This is a genomic window from Sulfodiicoccus acidiphilus, assembly GCF_003967175.1.
Taxonomy (GTDB): domain Archaea; phylum Thermoproteota; class Thermoprotei_A; order Sulfolobales; family Sulfolobaceae; genus Sulfodiicoccus; species Sulfodiicoccus acidiphilus.
Genome location: NZ_AP018553.1, coordinates 1,727,192 through 1,744,778, shown reverse-complemented (window position 1 = coordinate 1,744,778; position 17,587 = coordinate 1,727,192). Strand labels below are relative to the sequence as shown.

Sequence of the window (17,587 nt, the reverse complement as noted above, 5' to 3'; positions counted from 1 at the left end):
ACATCTTAATAAGCTTTCAACAGATCCGCGCCATATTTCTTTCTTATGGAAAGTTTTTAGTTGCACTACGACACGGACTCCGTGGGACTCTCTGTGGAGGTCTCTGACGACACCCTCAGGGAAGGGATGCAGACTCCCGGACTCATGTTCTCGATAGAGGAAAAACTAACTATCGCCCAGGCCCCGAAGGAAGCCGGAGTGAGGAGGATGGTGGTCGCGCACCCGCCGGCCCACGTGAGCGAAGTTGAAGCGACGAGGGAGATCGTCAGGAGAGTGACAGACGTCAAGGTCTTCGGCCTGGGCAGGGCCCTGCGGAGCGACGTGGACGCGATTGCGTCGACGGGGGCCAACGTCTCCATCCACCTCCCCTTTGAGGGTGGGTACGAGAGGGCCTTGGAGGCCTGTAAGTACACCAAGGATAGGTATCCTAACCTCGAACTCTCGGTCGGCCTAGTCGACGTTAGTTCCTACTCGCACGAGAGATTGGTCAGAACCGCGGTGGAATTCGAGGGAGCTGGGGCAGACGTAATAGAACTGCCGGACACGACAGGTAGACTCACTCCTAGGAGGTACGGAGACTTGGTGAGGCGGGTGCGCGAGGCAGTTTCGTGCAAGCTTTCAGTGCACTGTCACGACGATCGTGGACTGGCCGTGGCGAACTCCCTCGCGGGTGTAGAGGCGGGGGCCGAACTGGTAGAGGCAGCTGTAATGGGGTTGGGAGAGAGGAACGGCATAGCAGACTAAGCAGAGATCAGCTTCGCCCTATCGGAAATGGGGTTCGCGGTGGGAGTTGACCAGGAGTCCCTGAGGGAGGTGTACGCCAGGGTGGACCAGCTGATCGCGGAGGAGCTAGGAACGAGCCTCATGCCTCCCAACTGCCCCATCTTCGGGGAGTCCCTCTCAATACACACACCTGGAACTCACGTCACGGCGGAGGAGTTCAGGGCCGCTGAGTTCTCCGTCAACGTCTACTGCGGAAGGACAACGGTGAAGAGGATCGTGGAGGAGAGGGGAATCAGCGTCGACGACGAGGCGATGAGAGTAGTCACCTCTAGAGTCAAGGACAGGAGCGCCTCAACCGGCAGGGTCCTCACGTACGATGAGGTGGTTGATATAGCCAAGGAGGTGTTGCAAAGACGTTGAGGGTCGTGGAGGTCGGTCAGATAGCTGCAGCACCCTTCGCCGGCCTCCTGGCCGAACTCGAGACAGTTAGGTCCGGGTCAAGGAGGACCTCACCCGAAGGTCACGGTACCTGCGTGCCGTAGGACACGAGCTCTTGTACGTTCGACGTCGAGACCGACGAAGACAAAGTTTACTTTATTTTACATGTTAATAGAAAGTTTTATATCATGACAGACAGTACTAAGCAATAATGGCTGCACCTGAGAAGGAGCAGGTGGAGTCCGGGATAAGGGAGATCTACAACTTCGTCCTAGAGAGAAAGAACGTGACTGCCAGGTACATCGTGATAATAGCGTTAGCCTCCCTCTGGCTCGACGCCTACGACTTCGCCGCCCTATCCTTCGCCACGAAGTCCGTGGAGAACACTTTCGTCACCGCGCCGGCGATCCTGATCTCCTTCGGCATAGGGACAGTGGACCTGGGAGCCCTGATAGGCGCCGTCATCGGCGGGTGGCTCAACGACAGAGTGGGTAGACGGAACATGTTCATCCTGAACATGATCCTCTACGTCGCTATGTCCATTCTCGCGGGGATCTCCACGAACATAGCGGAGTTCAGCGTCTTTAGGACGTTGCTGGGCTTCGCCCTCGGGGCCGACACCGCGACGGGGTTCGCCTACATCTTCGAGTACCTCGAAAAGAGGCAGAGACTGTTCTGGAGCAACCTCTGGCAGCTCCAGTGGTACATAATGTACTTGGTCACCATTGGGTTCATACTCGTACCGTTCTACTTCGCCACCCACTCGCTAACGGACCCGCTCCTGTGGAGAGTGATCATGATAGTGGGAGGCGTGCTCGCCGCGGGGATATTGGCGCTCAGGAGCAAGATACCGGAGTCGGTGCTCTGGCTCGCGTACCAGGGTAAGCTGGCGTCAGCCAAGAGGATAATAAAGAGAACGTGGGGAGTCGACTTACCCAACGTCCCCGACGTGGACGTCCAACTTCGCCGAGTGGGCAGGGGATTCAGGAGCGCCTTCAGCATATTCAAGAGCAGTAAGTGGAGGGAGCTAGTGTACTCGTTCAACGGGAACTTCGAACAGAGCTTCATATTTTACACGTACGGCTTCTACATACCGTACATTTTGCTGGCTCTCAAGTTGGTGGGGCCCTTGGCGGTGATAGAGGCGTCGGCGTTGTTCTACTTAGGAGGCGTGATAGGTGGATACCTGACGGCCTGGCTCACGCCGAGGATCGGCACCAAGTCCCAGTACGTGATGGGTGCCCTGGGCGAGGGGATCTCCATCGGCCTGATCGCCCTAACTTACGTCTTCCACCTACCCCTATCCCTCTTCGTGCTCTTCTCGTTCACCTTCTACTTCTTCCACGTCATAGGCCCCGCGAGCCAGGGAATGACCTCTATAAACGCGTTCTTCGGGGCTTCGGAGAGGGGGACTGCGGCGGGGTGGGGATACTTCTGGGTCAAACTGGCCGCCTTCCTGGGGCTCCTCATAGGACTTCTGGCGGTGACGCTCAACCCCGTCCTGACCACTATCGGGCTCGCGGTTTACGGAGTGGTGACCGGACTCCTGGGCCTGGCCATAGGATACGACACGAGGACTTACAAGGTGGTGGACGAGGAGGAGTTGAACAAGTGACCTCCTTTTTCCGTCCCTTGACCTCGAGTCGTTAGTGTTCACTTCCTCTCCGACCGCAACGAGGAAGGAAACCCGTTTTTCCCTCGGTGTGGACGGTCGGAACTACTTGTACGCTATTCCGGACCTCGACCCCTTCGAGATAGAGACTACGTCGATGGCCTCGACGCACCCTCGAGTTTTCCTCTTAGGTCCTCCGCCCAGTCCAGAGGCTCCCACCTGGCAACGAGGTCGGGAACAGTCCTTTCCGTCGCTCCCAAACGCGAGGGAGGTCGAGGTGGGTAGACGAGGAACGCACGAGGTCCCTCGAGCTCAGAACTTATTACCTCGACCCCAGTCCTTCATACTATGATCAGGAAGGTGGACGTGCAGGGAATGGCGAAGGGAGGTCCCTACTCCCACGCCGTAGTTTACGGTGGGGTGGTCTTCCTCTCCGGTATGACCGGTCAAGATCCCTCCAGGGAGACCAGCTTCGCGGAGCAGTTCAGGAACGCCTGCGAGAAGGTGAGGAGGGCCCTCTCCGAGGCGGGCTCCTCGATGGAGAAGGTGCTCAAGGTCACGGTCTACCTCTCCGACCCCTCCTTCTTCTCTGAGATGAACGCCATCTTTCGGGAGTACTTCGGGGCTCCAGCCAGGACCACCGTGGTGTGCTCCTTCCCAGATCCGCGGGTGAAGGTGGAGGTCGACGTGGTCGCAGCCCTTTGATCGCTTCCTCCAATTAGAGGACACCCCTCCCTCGTGGTAGACCTCGACGTGGTTGAGGGAAACGTGAGGAGAATGCAGTACCTCGCCAGGAGCTCTGGCAAAGCCCTGAGGCCCCACGCGAAGACGCACAAGAGCCTCCTCCTCGCCCGGTTACAGCTGGAGGCCGGGGCTGTCGGAGTCTGCGCACAGAAGGTGAGCGAGGCCGAGGTCTTCGTGAAGGGGGGAGTGAGGGACGTTCTAGTGAGCAACGAAGTCCTGGGGTCCAACAAGGCCAGGAGGGTGGCCGAACTGAACTCGCTAGGATCTAGGGTGGGGGTGGCGGTCGACTCGGTGAGGGGGGTGGAGGTGCTCGAGAACGCCGCGTCGGACCTCTCGGTGGAAGTGCCGGTACTCCTCGACGTGGACGTGGGAATGCACAGGTGCGGGGTGAGCCCGGGGAACGCGAGCTCCGTGCTGGCGGCCATTTCCAAGGCCAGGCACCTGAAGTTAGAGGGACTCATGGGGTACGACGGTCACTCGGGCTCCCTATCGGCGGAGAGTAGAGAGTGGGAGGTGAGGAGGGGATGGAGGACGCTGGAGGAGGTCTCTAGGCAGGCCGGATCCGTGGGGCTGCGCGTCGAAGTGATCTCCGTAGGGGGCACCCCCACTGCCCACCTCTGGGCCGGCACCGAGGCCACCGAGCTCCAACCAGGAACTTACGTCTACAACGACGCCCACCAGGTTGAGTTGGGGGTGGCCAGGGAGGAGGAAGTGTCGGCCTTCGTTGTGGCTCAGGTAGTGAGTTCCTCTGGGGGCAGGGCAGTCCTCGACGTGGGAACCAAGGGGGTATCCGTGGACCAAGGGTACCCGCTCGTCGTCTCCCACCCCGGGGCGACGGTGGCCTCCATGTCCGAGGAACACACTGTCCTCACGGCCCAGCTGAGGCTGGAGGAGAGGGTTGTGCTAGTCCCGAGGCACGTCTGCCCCACCGTGGATCTTTGGGACGAGTTCGTGGCGTTCCGAGGAGGAAGGGCAGTAGGTAAGGTGCGGGTGGACGCTAGGGGAAGAAGTGGTGAGATTGACGGCGACGGAGGAGACGCTCTGGAGGACCCGTCGAGACGAGGAGAAGTTCTCGTCTTAGGGATGCCTCGGAGACGCCACCCCATCGTCTCTCACACGCTCGAGTGGACGTTCCTGAGCCCGGAGAGTACCTCCCCTCAATCACAAGGTGGACTAGTTCGACGACCCTCAACGGGATCGTAGGCGAGTCGTCCTGAGGTTCCCCGAGATCTCGGCTTCAACGCGTCTCAGGTCTAGGGGCGATTGAAAAATGAGGACCCCCACACACTCGAACCTCTCCCAACGTTCCTGGAAAGTAGTTTCACGAAAGAGTTAGTCCGGTCCTCTAGTCGCCTGAAGTCGCGAGACCCTCGTGAGCCGAGGTCTCATCACCAATGCTGACCTGCTAGCGTCACCTAGGAGTTAGACCTACTTGATGGACGACGGAGTGGCCCACACGGACCGTCGCGTAGGTCTCCCGAGGTGGGCCGTCCACGAGTAGGGCGTAACTCACTTCAACGCGAACTCGGCCGGATGCACGGTGGAGGATTACGAGGGTGCGCCCGTCGGAGGTCCACACGCTGAGGTCGCGAGGACCTCCCAAGACCCTCCGGCGTAGGACCTCAAGCATCGGGGCCCGATGAACTGAACTCCAGGGGGAGTGGACGAGAGTACGATCGAGGGTAATTGCGTCTTGCGTCGCCGGTCCACCCCAACGGGCAGGAAGCTCGACTGAAGGCCGACGCGAACTTCGTGTCCTTCGTCCACTTCCTGAGGAGGCGAGGGACGAGCCTTACCTGACGAGGTGAGACCCCTGGGTGACACACCGGCGTGAAACGCGGTGGAGGGCCGTAGTGGACCCAGGAGGCAGACGCCTAAGTGCCCTATCGCTGGAGGGTCAAGGCAGGCCCTACGACGCTCAGGGCGACCTACCTCACGACGAAAGCTCGACCCTCAGGTGCCTCACACCTAGGAAGATCCAGTTCCCTATGGGCTCCAACTTCTGCTCCGAGAGTTTCATCCTGGGCAACAGCCTCAGCAAGGCGGTGAGCGCCAGTCTCCCCTCGAGTCTTGCGAGGGGGGCGCCGAGGCAGGTGTGCACTCCTGCCCCGAAGGCGAGGTGAGGGTTGGGCCTCCTGTCCGGGACGAACTGGTCCGGGTCCTGGAACTTCTCCTCGTCCCTGTTTGCTGAACCTATCCACGCGAATACCATATCGCCTTCCTTGACCTCCACTCCCCCCACTTTCATGTCCTCCTTGGCCACCCTGAACACTCCCTGGACTGGAGACCTGTACCTCAGGAACTCCTCCACCGCAGTGGTGACGAGCCTGGGGTCTGCGGCGAGCCTCCCGACCACGTCCTTCCTCTCCAGCATGGTCAGGACGGAGTTACCGATCAGGTTGGTGGTGGTCTCGTTCCCAGCTACGAGCAGTAGCACCAGGAACCCGAGGAGCTCCCTGTCGGTCAGCTTCTCCCCTTCCACCACTGAACCCAGCAGGGCGGAGATCAGGTCCCTCCTGGGGGACGCCCTCCTCTCCTCTATCCTACGTTGAAGGTATTCAAGTAACTCTCCCATGGAGTCCCTCCCACCTACACCCACTAAGTCGTCCGACCACTCCTTGAACTTCCAAAGGTCTCCTTTGGGTAGACCGAGCATGTCCGCTATCACCATCACGGGGAGGGGTACGGCGAGGTCGGTGATCACGTCCATCTCCCTCCCAACCTCGGAGAGAAGCTCCTCGACGATGGCCCTCACCCTACCCTCCAACAGCTCCACGTTGGGGGCCGAGAAGGGGTCCGCCACGAGGGCCCTGAGCTTGTCGTGCCTCGGGGATCCAAGTTGAGTACGGTGCCGCTGAGCACCGTGTCGCCCATGGGGAACCTAGAGGAGAACCTCGACCAGTCCGTCAGGATCTTCCTCACGTCCTCGTACCTGAAGAACTGCCAGTTTCCCATGTCGTCCCTTATCACGGGACTGTTCCTCCTCATGTAGGCGTAGAACGGATACGGGTTCAGGTGATCGTACTCCACGACTCACTTGCTAGTCCCAACCATATAACAGTTTCTGTCGAAGGGAAACTTCCCAAGTGGAGGGTAAGTGGACACGCCCAGCTGCACTAGCGAGGCCCACTTCGGTGGACCCGCGACGCGCGAAGAGGACGCGAGTAACGCTGGGGTGCGGACAGCGAAGGTCATTGTGGGCTCGCCCCGAAGTCGTAGTCTCGAATCGTTACCAAAGGAGGTCGAGGACGGGCGAATTCTGCTGTAGGCGCACCTTTTTACGAGCAGACCTACGTGAAATCCCCCTGTGGAGAGGAGGGCAGCTAAAGGCCCCTCGTAAAAGGTTCCCACCAGGTCTCCGCTCTGAGACGATCTCATGCGTAGTTCAAGCTCCTCCGCCTCCTGCGCGTATCCCACTTCCTCACCGACAGCACCTCGTCTCTGTTTGGAGCGAGTTGGATAACGTCACGTGGAGTTCCTCAAGATTTATAGTTATGGTCTTATAGGACTATTCCAATTAGACTATATCTCAGGAGAAGGGAAGATAGGGAGATCAGGGGGATCGGGAACCGAACCCTAATTTACGGTAGGAGAAAGGCTGGAAAGAGCCTGGTGAGAAAAAATCTGAAGTTCGAAACCTACGTGACCGTCAGCGACGTCAACAACGTCGTAGCTTTCGACGACAGGGTGATCACCCTGGATGGGGCGATGGAGGAGGTCAAGGCCAAACTGAGGAAGGGCGGGACAGCGGTGATCGACGAGTTCCAAAGGCTCCGGGCCGTGTACCTCACCGTGATAGCCAACTGAGCCCCTCAGGTGTCCCGGTGGGTGTGGGGTCGAGTTACGGATTTCTCGAACGGGTATTCGACAGGAACAGCACTCTCCTAAGCCTCCTTTCCCCCTTCGAGATAGGACTTATAAGGTACGAGGACGCGTTGAGGGACCCCTCCTCTTAGCCATCTTCAGGGACCCGTGGGTGATCCCCTTCGTTCACAGCTACGGGGAGATGTTCGATAGAGTGAAGGAGTTCGTGTTGATGGCCAAGGGCCTCGTGGGGGAGGTGTTCAAGGAGGAGCCGAGGCAACTGACGGACCTGTACCATAAGGTGCTTCTACTCCTGGGGAGGGAGTGTGAAGGAGCAGGGAGATCTCCGGGACAATACAACCCAGGGGAGGTGAAGCGACGGTGACCTCCCTGTTGAATAGACTGGAGAAGACGGGACTGGTGGAGAAGATACCCACCCTCGGATAAGGAGAACAATTACAAGGTCTCCTCCCCGATCCTTTACGCCGAGAGCAAGTACCCGGTGAGCGAGAGGGAGGGGAAAGTGGGAGAATTGCCAGTGGGTAGGGAATTGCAGTTCAACGTGGGGGAGATGTTGGCGAGGTACTTCGGAGGGACCCTTCGTCGCTCCCCCAGGGAGGACATAGACGTGGTGATAGTCAAGGGTAGGAAAGCGACGTGGACCTTCGAGGTCAAGGTGGGTCAGATAACCAGAGGGGAGCCTCCGAGGGGCTGAAGAGGATGGGCGGGGTAATCGAGAAGGTGGGATCAGTGAGCCTTAGGGAGAGGCCGCCCGAGGGATGCGGTGACCTGAGCCTCATACCCGAGGATCTGGTTAGGATGGCCGAGGAGTCGAGTAGGAGAGAGAAGGAGAGTGATCTCTTCGCAGTCGTAGTTACCTCGACGACCCCCGTAAACTAAAGACGTGTGGGTCTCCTCGTCGTACAGTTACACTACGGTTACTGAGGTCGTCTCGCCATGGGGGTGAACGGGCCGTCACGTGACGTCGAGAATTTTGAGCAGAAATGGAAAACGATAATTATTGTAACATTTCAATCCAATATAGTAACATGTAAAGTTTATATATAGGTGGTGAAATAAGCGTGCTCAGTGGAGCGTCTAGGAACGGTTGTACTTGATCTAGAGAAAATTTTTCGTAGCGACGTCTGGACGCGAAGTTAGTCACGTCCCTTAGGGGTAAGTTCTCCCCCGACTTTCGTCCCGTTCCCCGTCGTGAGGACCTCCGGGTCGTCGTGGAGCTCAGGAAAGTCTACGACCAATTCCCTCGAGGTCGTGAGGCCTTCCCTGAAGCTGCCCTTCACGGGGAGCTCGCTAGCGCGCGCCTACCCTTGACTGGGACGTCCTCCCTGGAGGTCCAGCCACGAGCTCGACTTCCCGGAAGGAGAGGTCTCCCCTTTTAGGCCCACCTAGAAGTACCTGACCAGGCCCCTCCACTAGGTTCCAGACCTCGAAGCCGAAGTGAAACCTCCCGCTTCTCGTCCCCCTACCTCCGTACTGTGAAGGACCAGAGCGCGGCAGGAGACCCGCAGTCCGCACGTAGTTCCCCCGTTCCGTTCAAACCTCACCTGAGGATACGACCCTCACGACTCCACCCGCAGCTTTCCTCAACTTTTCGTCCTCCGTGACCAAAGGCACCTTCAACTCCCTAGCGAGCCACACGTAGGACGCGTCGTAGAAAGAGATCCTTCTCTCGACGGCCATTTCCTCCACTTCCTCGTAGTTCACGTCCTTCAAATTCATGGTATCCAGGACGTTCAGGAAGTGGCGGAACAACCTCTCGCCTTCCTCCTTCGTTATCCTTTTGAACACAGCGACTTCCTTCCATACGACGTTTCCTAGCTCGAACCTGGAGAGGGGGACGGTGTAGTTGGCCCCCAGAACCTCCGTCCTCCTGGACAGGACTGCCGTGTATATGGAGGAGGTGTCGAACACGTAAATCATCCGCTCTCCCTGTCCTCCCTGATTCCCTTTACCACCTCGTCCACAGGGATCTTACCAAGCACGTCCTCCACCCGATCCGTCTCTTTCTCCAAATCCTTCGCTTTAGCCTTCTTGACCTCGTCGATCAACGCCCTCCTTATCACCTCCGTCTCGTCTATACCGTATTTCCTCAACTCCCTCTTCAACTCCTCGGGGATTCGAACCGAGATCACGACACTCTTTCCCATAATCCGAGTTTGGGGCGCTGTTTATTAAACGTTTACGTCGTGTAGACGGCACGATTTCCTTCCCTCTCCCGAGGGGTTTTCGACCTTCGCAGTTCCCATCGTCGTTCAGGTCCACCTCCCTCTGTCGAGCGTCTCGGAGGGCCACCTCGTGGTGTGGAACAGCCGTTACCGTACTCCAGTCCTTAGAGGAGGTGTGAGTCACCTCGTCCTCTAGAACTGGCGGGGGAGGCTTTTGCTTCGCTGAAAACGTCGAAACTCGAATCGAGTCCCTTTCCCCAGTACAGACCCCTTTTGTGAACTAGAGGTCCGAGCGGGGAGGGAAATTGAGGACCTAGCTTCGACAAGCAAGCACCTCTTCCTCGTTTTAAGTAACATCGCGGCCTCGGGGACAGCAGATCCAGTTGGGTAGGCGAGTGTCGATCGGTCCCACCTTCAGCTCGGACGGGCTTTTTAGGGACCTATCCATCGCCCGACTTCTCCTCGATCTTGAACCTCCACCTCAGTTTACTTAGGGACCAGATCTCCTCCACCTCGGGAACTAACGCCTCCGCTTCAGAGAACCTCCCGGCGAAGAGGAGCTGCTCGACTGCCCGGGGGAAATGTCGGCCCTCCGTTATCCTCGCGACGAAAGGTCTGACGAAGTCGAGGAAGGCGTCCTCAGTTGCGACCAGGTAAGAGGAGGACACTTGAACTACCAGCCTAAGCAGGACCTCTAGTTCCTCCTTCGATCTACTCAGGTCCTTGAGGTCCTCCACCTTCGGGGCGGTGAAGAAGAACAGGTTGCTCCAGATCTGCTTCGCGCTGGTCAGTCTGTGTTGTTCCAAGAAGGGAACGGGGAGGTAGGAGTAGGTGTGGAACGCCGGAACGTAGTTCGAGAAGTTCCTCAGGACGAAGGCGCTGACGGGTAGGTCGAGAGCTAGCTCCGCGTACTCCCTCATCTCGTCCTCGACCTCCCTGAGGGCACCCTTGATTTTCGCCCTGAAGTAGGGCCCCAAGATCCTCCTCACTTCTTCCGCGAAGCCGAGTAACCTCGTCAGCTCCTCGTAGTCTGCCTCCATCACGTACTCTACGAGGTCCTCAGGGGTCCTGAATTCCCTCCCCACCTTGAGCCCGAGTAGGAGAAGTTCCACGAAATGTAGAAGTAATGCCCCTTTTTCGGCTTTGTGGTACCAACTCGAGCCTGCTGACTTCCTCCCCGCCCTGGAAGGGACGAGGGTTCCCATCCAGAGGGATCGTCGTTCCCACCATCGGTTCGGGTTTACATGTCTCGTTTGGTGGGCAGTCGAGTGGATCAGAGGTCCACTCCCATTTGAAGAGGAGGGGACTTTCATCGCAAAGCTCTAGTCCCTTAAGGGAGAAGAGAGACGATGGTTGCTCCTCCCACAGTCCCATTAAACCTTAGATCGAGCTGGGGAGGAGCGTCGTTAGTATCACTAAGAGAAATTTCACAAAGAAGTATTTAAATACAAGGGAGCTGTTCACCCCCGTGAAAGGCGAGGCTTTTCGCCCCCTCAACCCCCGAATTTTGTAAAGAGCTAACGGTAGGAGGGGAGCGTCGAAGCGAACAGGTCCCTGGGACTAATCGATCTCGTTTCGTCCTCCACGAAGTCGTGGACCTCTTCGTGGAGGTGTGGCCAGGCGAGAGGTACGACCGTAGAGGAAGGCGGGACATAGACCGACCTCGTCGTACCCGCACCTCACCAGACGTCGCCCGCCCCGCGGATGGTTCAAAACCTCCGCTGTAGCCCTCAACCTCTCCAACGAGGCGTAACACGGGGTGGGAAGCTCCCCCTCAAGGGTGTCGACCACCTAACGTCCATGTCGCGACATCGGAAAGAGTTAGTCCACGACTGAAACACGTAGCCCTTCGTGTAACCCTTCGGACTCGGGGTTTCCCCCACGCCTCTAGGAGCGGTGCACCGTGAGGGACCGTGAAGTCCCCGGCGTCTAGGCCTTCGTAAAGGCCAACGCAGGTGTGATTCGGGCCAACAGGAGACAGAAGGGAAATCTAGACTTCGAAGGTGAGGAGGTCCCGTGAAAAAAAGTAAAAAAGTATAAGTAAAATCTCCCTATTAGCTGAAATACACGTTCACCGTTAGTACGGCAGAGGAGTTCCAATAGCTCTGATCCGAAGGCAAGAACTTAATTTGTGTCACTAGGTTGGCCACGTAGTAGTCGTAACCGGCGAAGACATCTCCCCCTGGGGTCTGGTTACGGACTATGGAGAATTGGATTGGAGGTTCCGTAGGGTAGTTCACTGAGACCTTAGCTACGGGACCCTCTCCTATGTCGAGGCCGTTACCCAACACTCTAGCGAACGCGTACTGAGGGGAGCCTCCGTCTATTCCGAAGACCACTTCCTGGCTAGTCAACTCCTGCCCTTTAGAGTTGATCATGTTGATGACCACCTTGACTCCTGATATGTACTCGTCGGGGTGGAAGGCAGCGTTGGCGCTGAACACCGTCAAGTTGTTCCCCGTGAGGTAAACGAAGCTCTCGGGCGTAGCTCCCCTGGGTATGCCGAAGACCAAGTAACCCTGCGTCGAGGAACCCGTGGACAGGGAGGAGGAGTTCATCCCAGGAGTCTGGTCGAGACAGATGAAACCGAACGACATGTAGGTCGGAACCCCGGGGATCCAGTCGTCGACTGTGTCGGAGCAACCTCCCGACTTCTGTATGAAGGCGTAGGAGCTAGGCCACTGGGAACCGGAGTAAGAGTAGTTGTAGACGCGGAAGTCCCCTTGGTTGGTGACCAGCACCACCCTCTCCGGGGAGAACTGGAAGGATCCTGGACCGTCGTACCTCACGCTCACGTTGTAGACCACGAAGGTGAGTCCTTGAGGTCCACCTATAGACTGCAGGTACTCCCGAAGGAGCTCGCGTTTATCGAGTTGAGCACGGTCAGGTTGTAGAAACTCGGGTGGAAGCCGATGTCCACCGTCAAATGCACGTCGCCCAAGTAACTCTCGTTTCCTGGCTGTAGGAAGAACTGGTAGTTCTCCGTGTCTCCCTGTAGGACGAAGGCGCCGGAGAAGTTGTCCGTCACTGTGAACGGACCGTTGGACGTTATCCCACTCACCTCCACCGGAACCTCCGTGTGGCCGTTCACGACGGTCACTACGAACGGTACCTTCTCGCCCGTCACGAAGAAGTAGCCTCCGAAGGAGCCCGAGTAAAGAGAGTTGGCCTCGCTCGAGGGTAGAATCGAGGTCCGAACTTCTGAGTCGTTGGAGTTCGAGGTGACCTGCTTCACGAACAGCACGTAACCGGTCACGGGAACGTGGGCGTCGAACTGGAACACTCTGAGCCCGTTCGAGGTGTTGTACACTACCTGCAGGGGGACCGCGGTGGAGGGTACCTTGAAGACCAAGGTCTCCGTCGCCCCTCCGGAGTAAGTCACGGTCGGGGTGCCGTAGGCCGCCCCTACTCCCGGCAACTGGACCTGTTCGGCTCGGTAAGTTCCTTGGGTGGTCACCAGCGCGAAGTCCTGGGGGAGGACCGTGAAGCTGCTCCCCCGTCGTAACTCACAGTTACGTTGTAGGAGAGGTAACTCTGTCCCGTGAGCCCCTGCAGTTCCGCCAAGACCGTGTCGTTAACCAAGGACCTCACCGACCCCGAGTAGGCCGAAGAGTTCAGCGACGTCAAGACATCGACCTCGGCGCTCCCGTAGACGCTGGAGTCGGGAAGGGATAGGTTGAGGGTCAGCGCGTAACTCCCGCGAGGTGGGAGCGAGACGTGAAGCGTCGGGCTCCTTGCCAGCTCCACAGGTCCTTGAGCCGTCACCCCTACCAACTCGACGGGGACGGACGAGTGGTTGTTGTAGATCTCCAACTGCATTACGGCTGGAACTCCGTTGACTCCAGCGATCAGCATTCCCTGACTCCCAGACGAAGCGACCACGTCGGAGTCGTTGAACACCGGGGTGACGTTCAACACGGAGAGGTACTGCACCTTGACGCCAGCGAGGGAGATCGTAGTCCCCTTGTACTGGAGGGAGCGCGGTTGAACCCCGTAGGGTAGCTGGAAGGCCAGGAAGCCGTTGACGGATTGTCCAGCCTGTATGGGGGTGGTTTCGAGGGTGGAGAACTGAAACGCGCTCAGGGCCACTTCGTTGTAGGTCTGGCCGTCGCTTCCGACGAGAGCGAAGTCTCCAGGAGTCACGACCGTGGGCGAGTTCAGGTCGTTGGTGATCGTGACGAAGAGGAGTTCGTACTTCAGTCCGCCGAGACCCCTGTACTGAGCCAGCGCCTTCGCGTCTATAACCGAGCTCACCTGTATGGTCAAGCCAGAGGCCTGGCCCGAGACGGGATGGGTGGTCGGCGTAGAGGAGGAATTCTGAGTCGAGGGGACCGTGACGTTAGTGTAAATCGTGTGTTTGACGGAAATGTGCTGGAGGACGATGACCGTCCCTCCTACTCCCGCGATTATCACCACAGCTACCACTATTATGAGGGCTAGACTAGGCACACTTACACCTAATTCATCACGTGTAATCACCTTTATATAAATTTTTCTCACCTCTTCACGCGGCTGTTGGGAGCGCGAATAGTCGAGAACTCCCCGAGGGACCCCACCGCGAACCGGGGGACCTCTCCGTGAAGTCCGAGCGACGTCCTCAAGGGCCGTCTAACTGTTCCATCTAAGAAAATCATTGAGATATTAATCCGAGCAAGAGTTATATTGGAACATAATATAGTTTTCTCTTCAGGTCTGTCCGACCTTGATCCGGAAGGGATCGGAGGGATGGGAAACCAACGCGCTCAAATCGCTCGGAACGAGGTCTACCTCCAGGCCGCGCGAGAACGAAGTAGGGCCACGGTTCGACCGTGGATCCCCCAACCCTCCACCTTTCCAATTCCTTTACGCTAGATCCCTAGAGTCCACGTAGCGAAAGGGAAAGAAGGTTCCGACTGTCCCAATTTCGGGGACCACAAAAACGACGTTATAGTAAGATTATTAATAAATTCAATTTATCCTTCTCTAAATTCCACTGTCGATGTGAAAGGCAGTTTCGACCTCCTGTGCAACGTCCTCGAGGTACCTCGGTACCCCTAAGTTCCGTGAGCCCTAGGTGTTTCGGCAGGTCGACCTGCGTTCCCTGGGCGGAGGCCTCTACTTTCGCCGAAGCCGGGGGAAATCCCCCTCGGAGTCCCAAAGGCTGACCCACCCGAGCACTTCGGACCTTCGACCCTGCGCCCGCCCTCGTTCCGTGCTCGCCACGTCCAGAAAGCGCGGACCCGTTCGTCGCGGAGACCCTCCGCGCTTTCGGAACCCTAGCTCGGATCGTCCGTTCCTTTTGTGAGGTCCCACCCGAGGTCGCCTCCTCCGCGGCCTCGTCGAACTAAAGCCTGAACCCGCCTATCCTGGGCCGAACCCTCCTCGTGCTCGAGGGAGGGACTTTCCGGTGGCCACGAAACTTTTTTACCTTCGGGCTGCACTTCCTCCCGTGGACCTGCGAGAGCTCCTGAGTTTACTTCGAGTCCCCAGGACGAGGTGGGAGGTGTCTCGGAGGGCGGGGAAGAGGGCCGTGAAGTTGCTGGACTTCCTCGTCCTCACTGGAGCGGTGGAGAGGAGAGGTAGGTACTACGTCTTCACCGATAGGTTCCCGGTGGTCTACCTGGACGTGGAGGCGAGGGAGAGGGAGGGCTCGCTGGAGGTCCACACGTCCTACTTGACGCTCTCGCCCTTCGGGGAATTGAAGATATTCGGCGTGGTTAAGGGGTTCACGGGACCAGTAGAGGTCACGTCGTCGGGGGAGGGCCGGACGTCCTACGTGATACGCGGCCTCAGTCCCGTCTCCACCGTCCCGTACACCTGCGTGGAGACGTGGTACCCCTCCTTGAGGGTCAGGGTGATTTCGAAGGGACCCGGCGACGTCGTCCCCTTCAAGGGAGCCCACAGGTACTACGCCGTGGTGGGCTACGAGGTCACGGAGAGACCCACGTGGAGGTTCGCCCCGCCCGGAGTGTACGGGGTCGTCCACGGTGGGACGGAGGGTCTTTGAGCTTCCCCTCGGAATCCGACGAGTCGAGTGGTGGATCGTCTCCGGCGCCCCTCTCGCGGGGCTCCACGCGGTGGACAGGGTTCCGAGGGAGCGATAGGGGAGATCACCATACCCTACGGACGAGCGCCTAACTCGGGAGTCTTACTAAGGAACTACACTCTTCCCAGATTATGGTAGACGCCGTGTGGCGTCGCTCCCCACCGTGTAACTCGCGAGGGAAGGTGTAGGAGGCCCGTTCTAACCACGTCCTCACTTGCGACGTTCGTACGGCCGTGGTCCCGGACCGACGGAAGTCCAGCGTGTTGAAAGGGGGTCTGAACTTCCCCTCAGGAGAGGGCGTAATAGATCGCGTAGTGCAACCCAACCTTGGGTCTGTGGAGTGTGGCGACCACAGACCTGCCCTCCGTTTTAGCCTTCCCCAACACCCTGTAGTTCACCGGGCCTAGGTCGTCCACCTTGAAGACCTCGACCAGGAGCGGGTCGACCAAGTCGTAACCAGCGTACTCCACGGCCAGGGAGACTTTGACGGCTGGGTTCGCCGGGTGGACGACGTATCCCGCCAGCAATCTCCCCTCCCTCTGTCCCCTCACTATCTCCAGGCACCTATCCCTCCTCTTTATCGTCTCCGAGAACGCCTGGGCCATCACTTCCATAGTGAACGTCGACATGGGAGGGACCTCCTCGTCAAGCTCCTTCACTAGGGTGAAGGCCCTCTCGTACCGTTGTGGTGAGAAGGGGGTGACCTTGTTCTCCCCCTTCAGCGACTTCCTCCTCCACCTCACCGTGACGTCGTAAACGGTGAGGGTGGCGTCCTCCACCGGACCGAAGATGACGGTGGCCTGCACTCTCCTGATGGGGACTACGTTGAAGATCCTCGACCTCAGAGTCCTAGTCAGCACTCCAGAGGAGGAGGAGTCGTAGAACTTGAGCGACACGTCCATGTTGACGACCCTGACCGACTTCGACTCGGCCCCAACTTCCTTCATGAAGGAGGAGACGTCGTTGCTCTCCGTCCCCGAGAAGTAGTCCTTCAATTTCCCCGACGTCAGCATGAGTAGAAATGAGAAAGGAGCTTGATAAGCTTTGGGGACGTTAGAAGTCCTTCGAAGTGGAGGACGGCCGGGGGTTCTGTACTGCCCAGGCGCGGGCCCCTAAACTGAACTTCGTCGAACGAGGAGGGAAGAAGGCCGTCGGGCCGGTGGACGCGCCCTCTCGGCTCCAGGGCGATCCCCCCACGAGGGCTCGGATTTCGAATAACCACTCTAACTCCGTCTGCTCCTGTTACGGCGGGGGGGGGGGCAGCGTCTCCGGGGCGGCACGAGAGAGACTTAACTCGCCGAAACGAATTCTGTACTGAGTGGTCGGGCGGGGGACTTCCTCGAGCTTAACTGTTGGGAGTCGGGGAGCGCCAGCGGGAAGGTCTCCGCGCGTCGGGCGAGGTTCGAACCTCGTGGAGTTCGAATTCGCTTCAGCCAACGTCCCTCCGATCCTCGACGCCTCTGCCTAACCCTCCCTGAAGTCGCGAAGGTGCTGGCGATCGAGGGGATCCGACGTCGGGGCCCTCCCACGTTTGGCGGGGTGCGACCCTCCCACCTCTTTTCCGGAGATGAATCCGTGAGAGATTCTGCACTGCCGTCTCCTAGTGCCTCTCGGAGGAGGGTACTGCGTTCAGGGAGGGGCCGCCAACAGGAGGTCGGCACTGTCCGTACGTGACCCCTCCTTAGAGAAACCGAGGAAACCCCCGCGCTGAACCCGCGAGAACGTCGTGGGGTGACGTTGAGGGGAGGCCGGAACTCCTTTCTCAGTTCGGAGATCTCACCCTAGGTGAGGTCGTTGACGCTGGGTCCGCGACGCTCCGAGCGACACCTCACCTTCCCCGTCGGCGTGGATGAGGGAACTCAGATGTGGCGGGGGGGTTAGAGGCACCTATAGCCCTACGGGAGTCCGGGGGCTCGCGGGCCGTTTATAAGCAACTCTCTCCTGTATTACCCTGAGTAGATTTTCCATTTTTCACAGATAACGCCTTATCACCTCCCTTACGAACTAAATTTTTCTAACCCTGAACGTACCCTCTTCCGTAGGTGGTGAGGGTAT

The 17,587-nt window shown here is 58.5% G+C and carries 20 protein-coding genes; 10 read left to right on the top strand and 10 right to left on the bottom strand.

Annotation, left to right across the window (positions count from 1 at the left end):
• Window positions 1-81 precede the first annotated feature (81 nt).
• From HS1genome_RS08935 to HS1genome_RS08915, 5 genes are all read left to right on the top strand, one after another.
• Window positions 82-744, top strand: a complete 663-nt coding sequence (locus HS1genome_RS08935) for a beta/alpha barrel domain-containing protein (protein WP_126450580.1) — start codon at window positions 82-84, stop codon at window positions 742-744.
• A gap of 39 nt (window positions 745-783) precedes the next feature.
• Complete coding sequence (locus HS1genome_RS08930) at window positions 784-1,143, top strand: hypothetical protein (protein WP_126450578.1); 360 nt, start codon at window positions 784-786, stop codon at window positions 1,141-1,143.
• A 229-nt stretch (window positions 1,144-1,372) separates the two neighbouring features.
• On the top strand, window positions 1,373-2,776 hold the full coding sequence (locus HS1genome_RS08925) for an MFS transporter (protein WP_126450576.1): 1,404 nt from the start codon (window positions 1,373-1,375) through the stop codon (window positions 2,774-2,776).
• 345 nt (window positions 2,777-3,121) lie between these two features.
• Window positions 3,122-3,478: a RidA family protein gene (locus HS1genome_RS08920; protein ID WP_126450574.1), complete on the top strand. Its 357-nt coding sequence runs from the start codon at window positions 3,122-3,124 to the stop codon at window positions 3,476-3,478.
• A 33-nt stretch (window positions 3,479-3,511) separates the two neighbouring features.
• Window positions 3,512-4,720 (top strand): alanine racemase, encoded by a 1,209-nt coding sequence (locus HS1genome_RS08915; RefSeq protein WP_126450572.1) that lies wholly within the window; start codon window positions 3,512-3,514, stop codon window positions 4,718-4,720.
• 730 nt (window positions 4,721-5,450) lie between these two features.
• Here HS1genome_RS08915 and HS1genome_RS08910 read toward each other — a convergent pair.
• From HS1genome_RS08910 to HS1genome_RS08900, 3 genes are read right to left on the bottom strand one after another with little or no spacing between them, the layout of a single operon-like run.
• Window positions 5,451-6,284 carry a cytochrome P450 gene (locus HS1genome_RS08910; protein ID WP_126450570.1) on the bottom strand — a complete coding sequence of 278 codons (834 nt, stop codon included), beginning with the start codon at window positions 6,282-6,284 and terminating at the stop codon, window positions 5,451-5,453.
• A complete protein-coding gene (locus tag HS1genome_RS08905) occupies window positions 6,269-6,547 on the bottom strand; it encodes a hypothetical protein (protein ID WP_126450568.1) in 279 nt (92 codons plus the stop codon). The genes HS1genome_RS08910 and HS1genome_RS08905 overlap by 16 nt, the downstream gene beginning before the upstream one ends.
• A 3-nt stretch (window positions 6,548-6,550) precedes the next feature.
• Entirely contained in the window at window positions 6,551-6,934 is a 384-nt protein-coding gene (locus HS1genome_RS08900; protein ID WP_126450566.1) for a hypothetical protein, read from the bottom strand.
• Window positions 6,935-7,129: 195 nt separating this feature from the next.
• On the opposite strand from HS1genome_RS08900, the gene HS1genome_RS12800 reads away from it, so the two are divergent.
• From HS1genome_RS12800 to HS1genome_RS12785, 4 genes are all read left to right on the top strand, one after another.
• Entirely contained in the window at window positions 7,130-7,324 is a 195-nt protein-coding gene (locus HS1genome_RS12800; protein WP_229768218.1) for a hypothetical protein, read from the top strand.
• Between the two features lie 169 nt (window positions 7,325-7,493).
• On the top strand, window positions 7,494-7,706 hold the full coding sequence (locus HS1genome_RS12795) for a hypothetical protein (protein ID WP_232018748.1): 213 nt from the start codon (window positions 7,494-7,496) through the stop codon (window positions 7,704-7,706).
• A 117-nt stretch (window positions 7,707-7,823) separates the two neighbouring features.
• Entirely contained in the window at window positions 7,824-8,036 is a 213-nt protein-coding gene (locus HS1genome_RS12790) for a hypothetical protein (protein WP_229768220.1), read from the top strand.
• Window positions 8,037-8,041: 5 nt separating this feature from the next.
• Window positions 8,042-8,221, top strand: coding sequence for a hypothetical protein (locus tag HS1genome_RS12785; RefSeq protein WP_229768221.1), 180 nt, complete (start codon window positions 8,042-8,044; stop codon window positions 8,219-8,221).
• Window positions 8,222-8,875: 654 nt separating this feature from the next.
• Here the strand turns inward: HS1genome_RS12785 and HS1genome_RS08890 are convergent.
• From HS1genome_RS08890 to HS1genome_RS08860, 6 genes are all read right to left on the bottom strand, one after another.
• Window positions 8,876-9,262, bottom strand: a complete 387-nt coding sequence (locus HS1genome_RS08890) for a type II toxin-antitoxin system VapC family toxin (RefSeq protein ID WP_126450564.1) — start codon at window positions 9,260-9,262, stop codon at window positions 8,876-8,878.
• Window positions 9,259-9,489, bottom strand: coding sequence for a CopG family transcriptional regulator (locus tag HS1genome_RS08885; RefSeq protein WP_126450563.1), 231 nt, complete (start codon window positions 9,487-9,489; stop codon window positions 9,259-9,261). The genes HS1genome_RS08890 and HS1genome_RS08885 overlap by 4 nt, the downstream gene beginning before the upstream one ends.
• A 458-nt stretch (window positions 9,490-9,947) precedes the next feature.
• Entirely contained in the window at window positions 9,948-10,619 is a 672-nt protein-coding gene (locus HS1genome_RS08880) for a hypothetical protein (protein ID WP_126450561.1), read from the bottom strand.
• Between the two features lie 942 nt (window positions 10,620-11,561).
• The gene (locus HS1genome_RS08870) at window positions 11,562-12,314 is read right to left on the bottom strand and encodes a hypothetical protein (RefSeq protein WP_126450559.1); all 753 of its coding nucleotides are present in this window, start codon (window positions 12,312-12,314) and stop codon (window positions 11,562-11,564) included.
• Window positions 12,315-12,337: 23 nt separating this feature from the next.
• Window positions 12,338-12,925, bottom strand: a complete 588-nt coding sequence (locus HS1genome_RS08865) for a hypothetical protein (RefSeq protein WP_126450557.1) — start codon at window positions 12,923-12,925, stop codon at window positions 12,338-12,340.
• A gap of 35 nt (window positions 12,926-12,960) precedes the next feature.
• Window positions 12,961-13,956, bottom strand: coding sequence for a DUF4352 domain-containing protein (locus HS1genome_RS08860; RefSeq protein WP_158613770.1), 996 nt, complete (start codon window positions 13,954-13,956; stop codon window positions 12,961-12,963).
• A gap of 979 nt (window positions 13,957-14,935) precedes the next feature.
• Here HS1genome_RS08860 and HS1genome_RS08855 point away from each other — a divergent pair.
• Window positions 14,936-15,493 carry a hypothetical protein gene (locus HS1genome_RS08855; RefSeq protein WP_126450554.1) on the top strand — a complete coding sequence of 186 codons (558 nt, stop codon included), beginning with the start codon at window positions 14,936-14,938 and terminating at the stop codon, window positions 15,491-15,493.
• A gap of 326 nt (window positions 15,494-15,819) precedes the next feature.
• Here the strand turns inward: HS1genome_RS08855 and HS1genome_RS08850 are convergent, their stop codons facing one another.
• On the bottom strand, window positions 15,820-16,545 hold the full coding sequence (locus HS1genome_RS08850) for a hypothetical protein (protein ID WP_126450552.1): 726 nt from the start codon (window positions 16,543-16,545) through the stop codon (window positions 15,820-15,822).
• Between the last annotated feature and the right edge of the window lie 1,042 nt (window positions 16,546-17,587).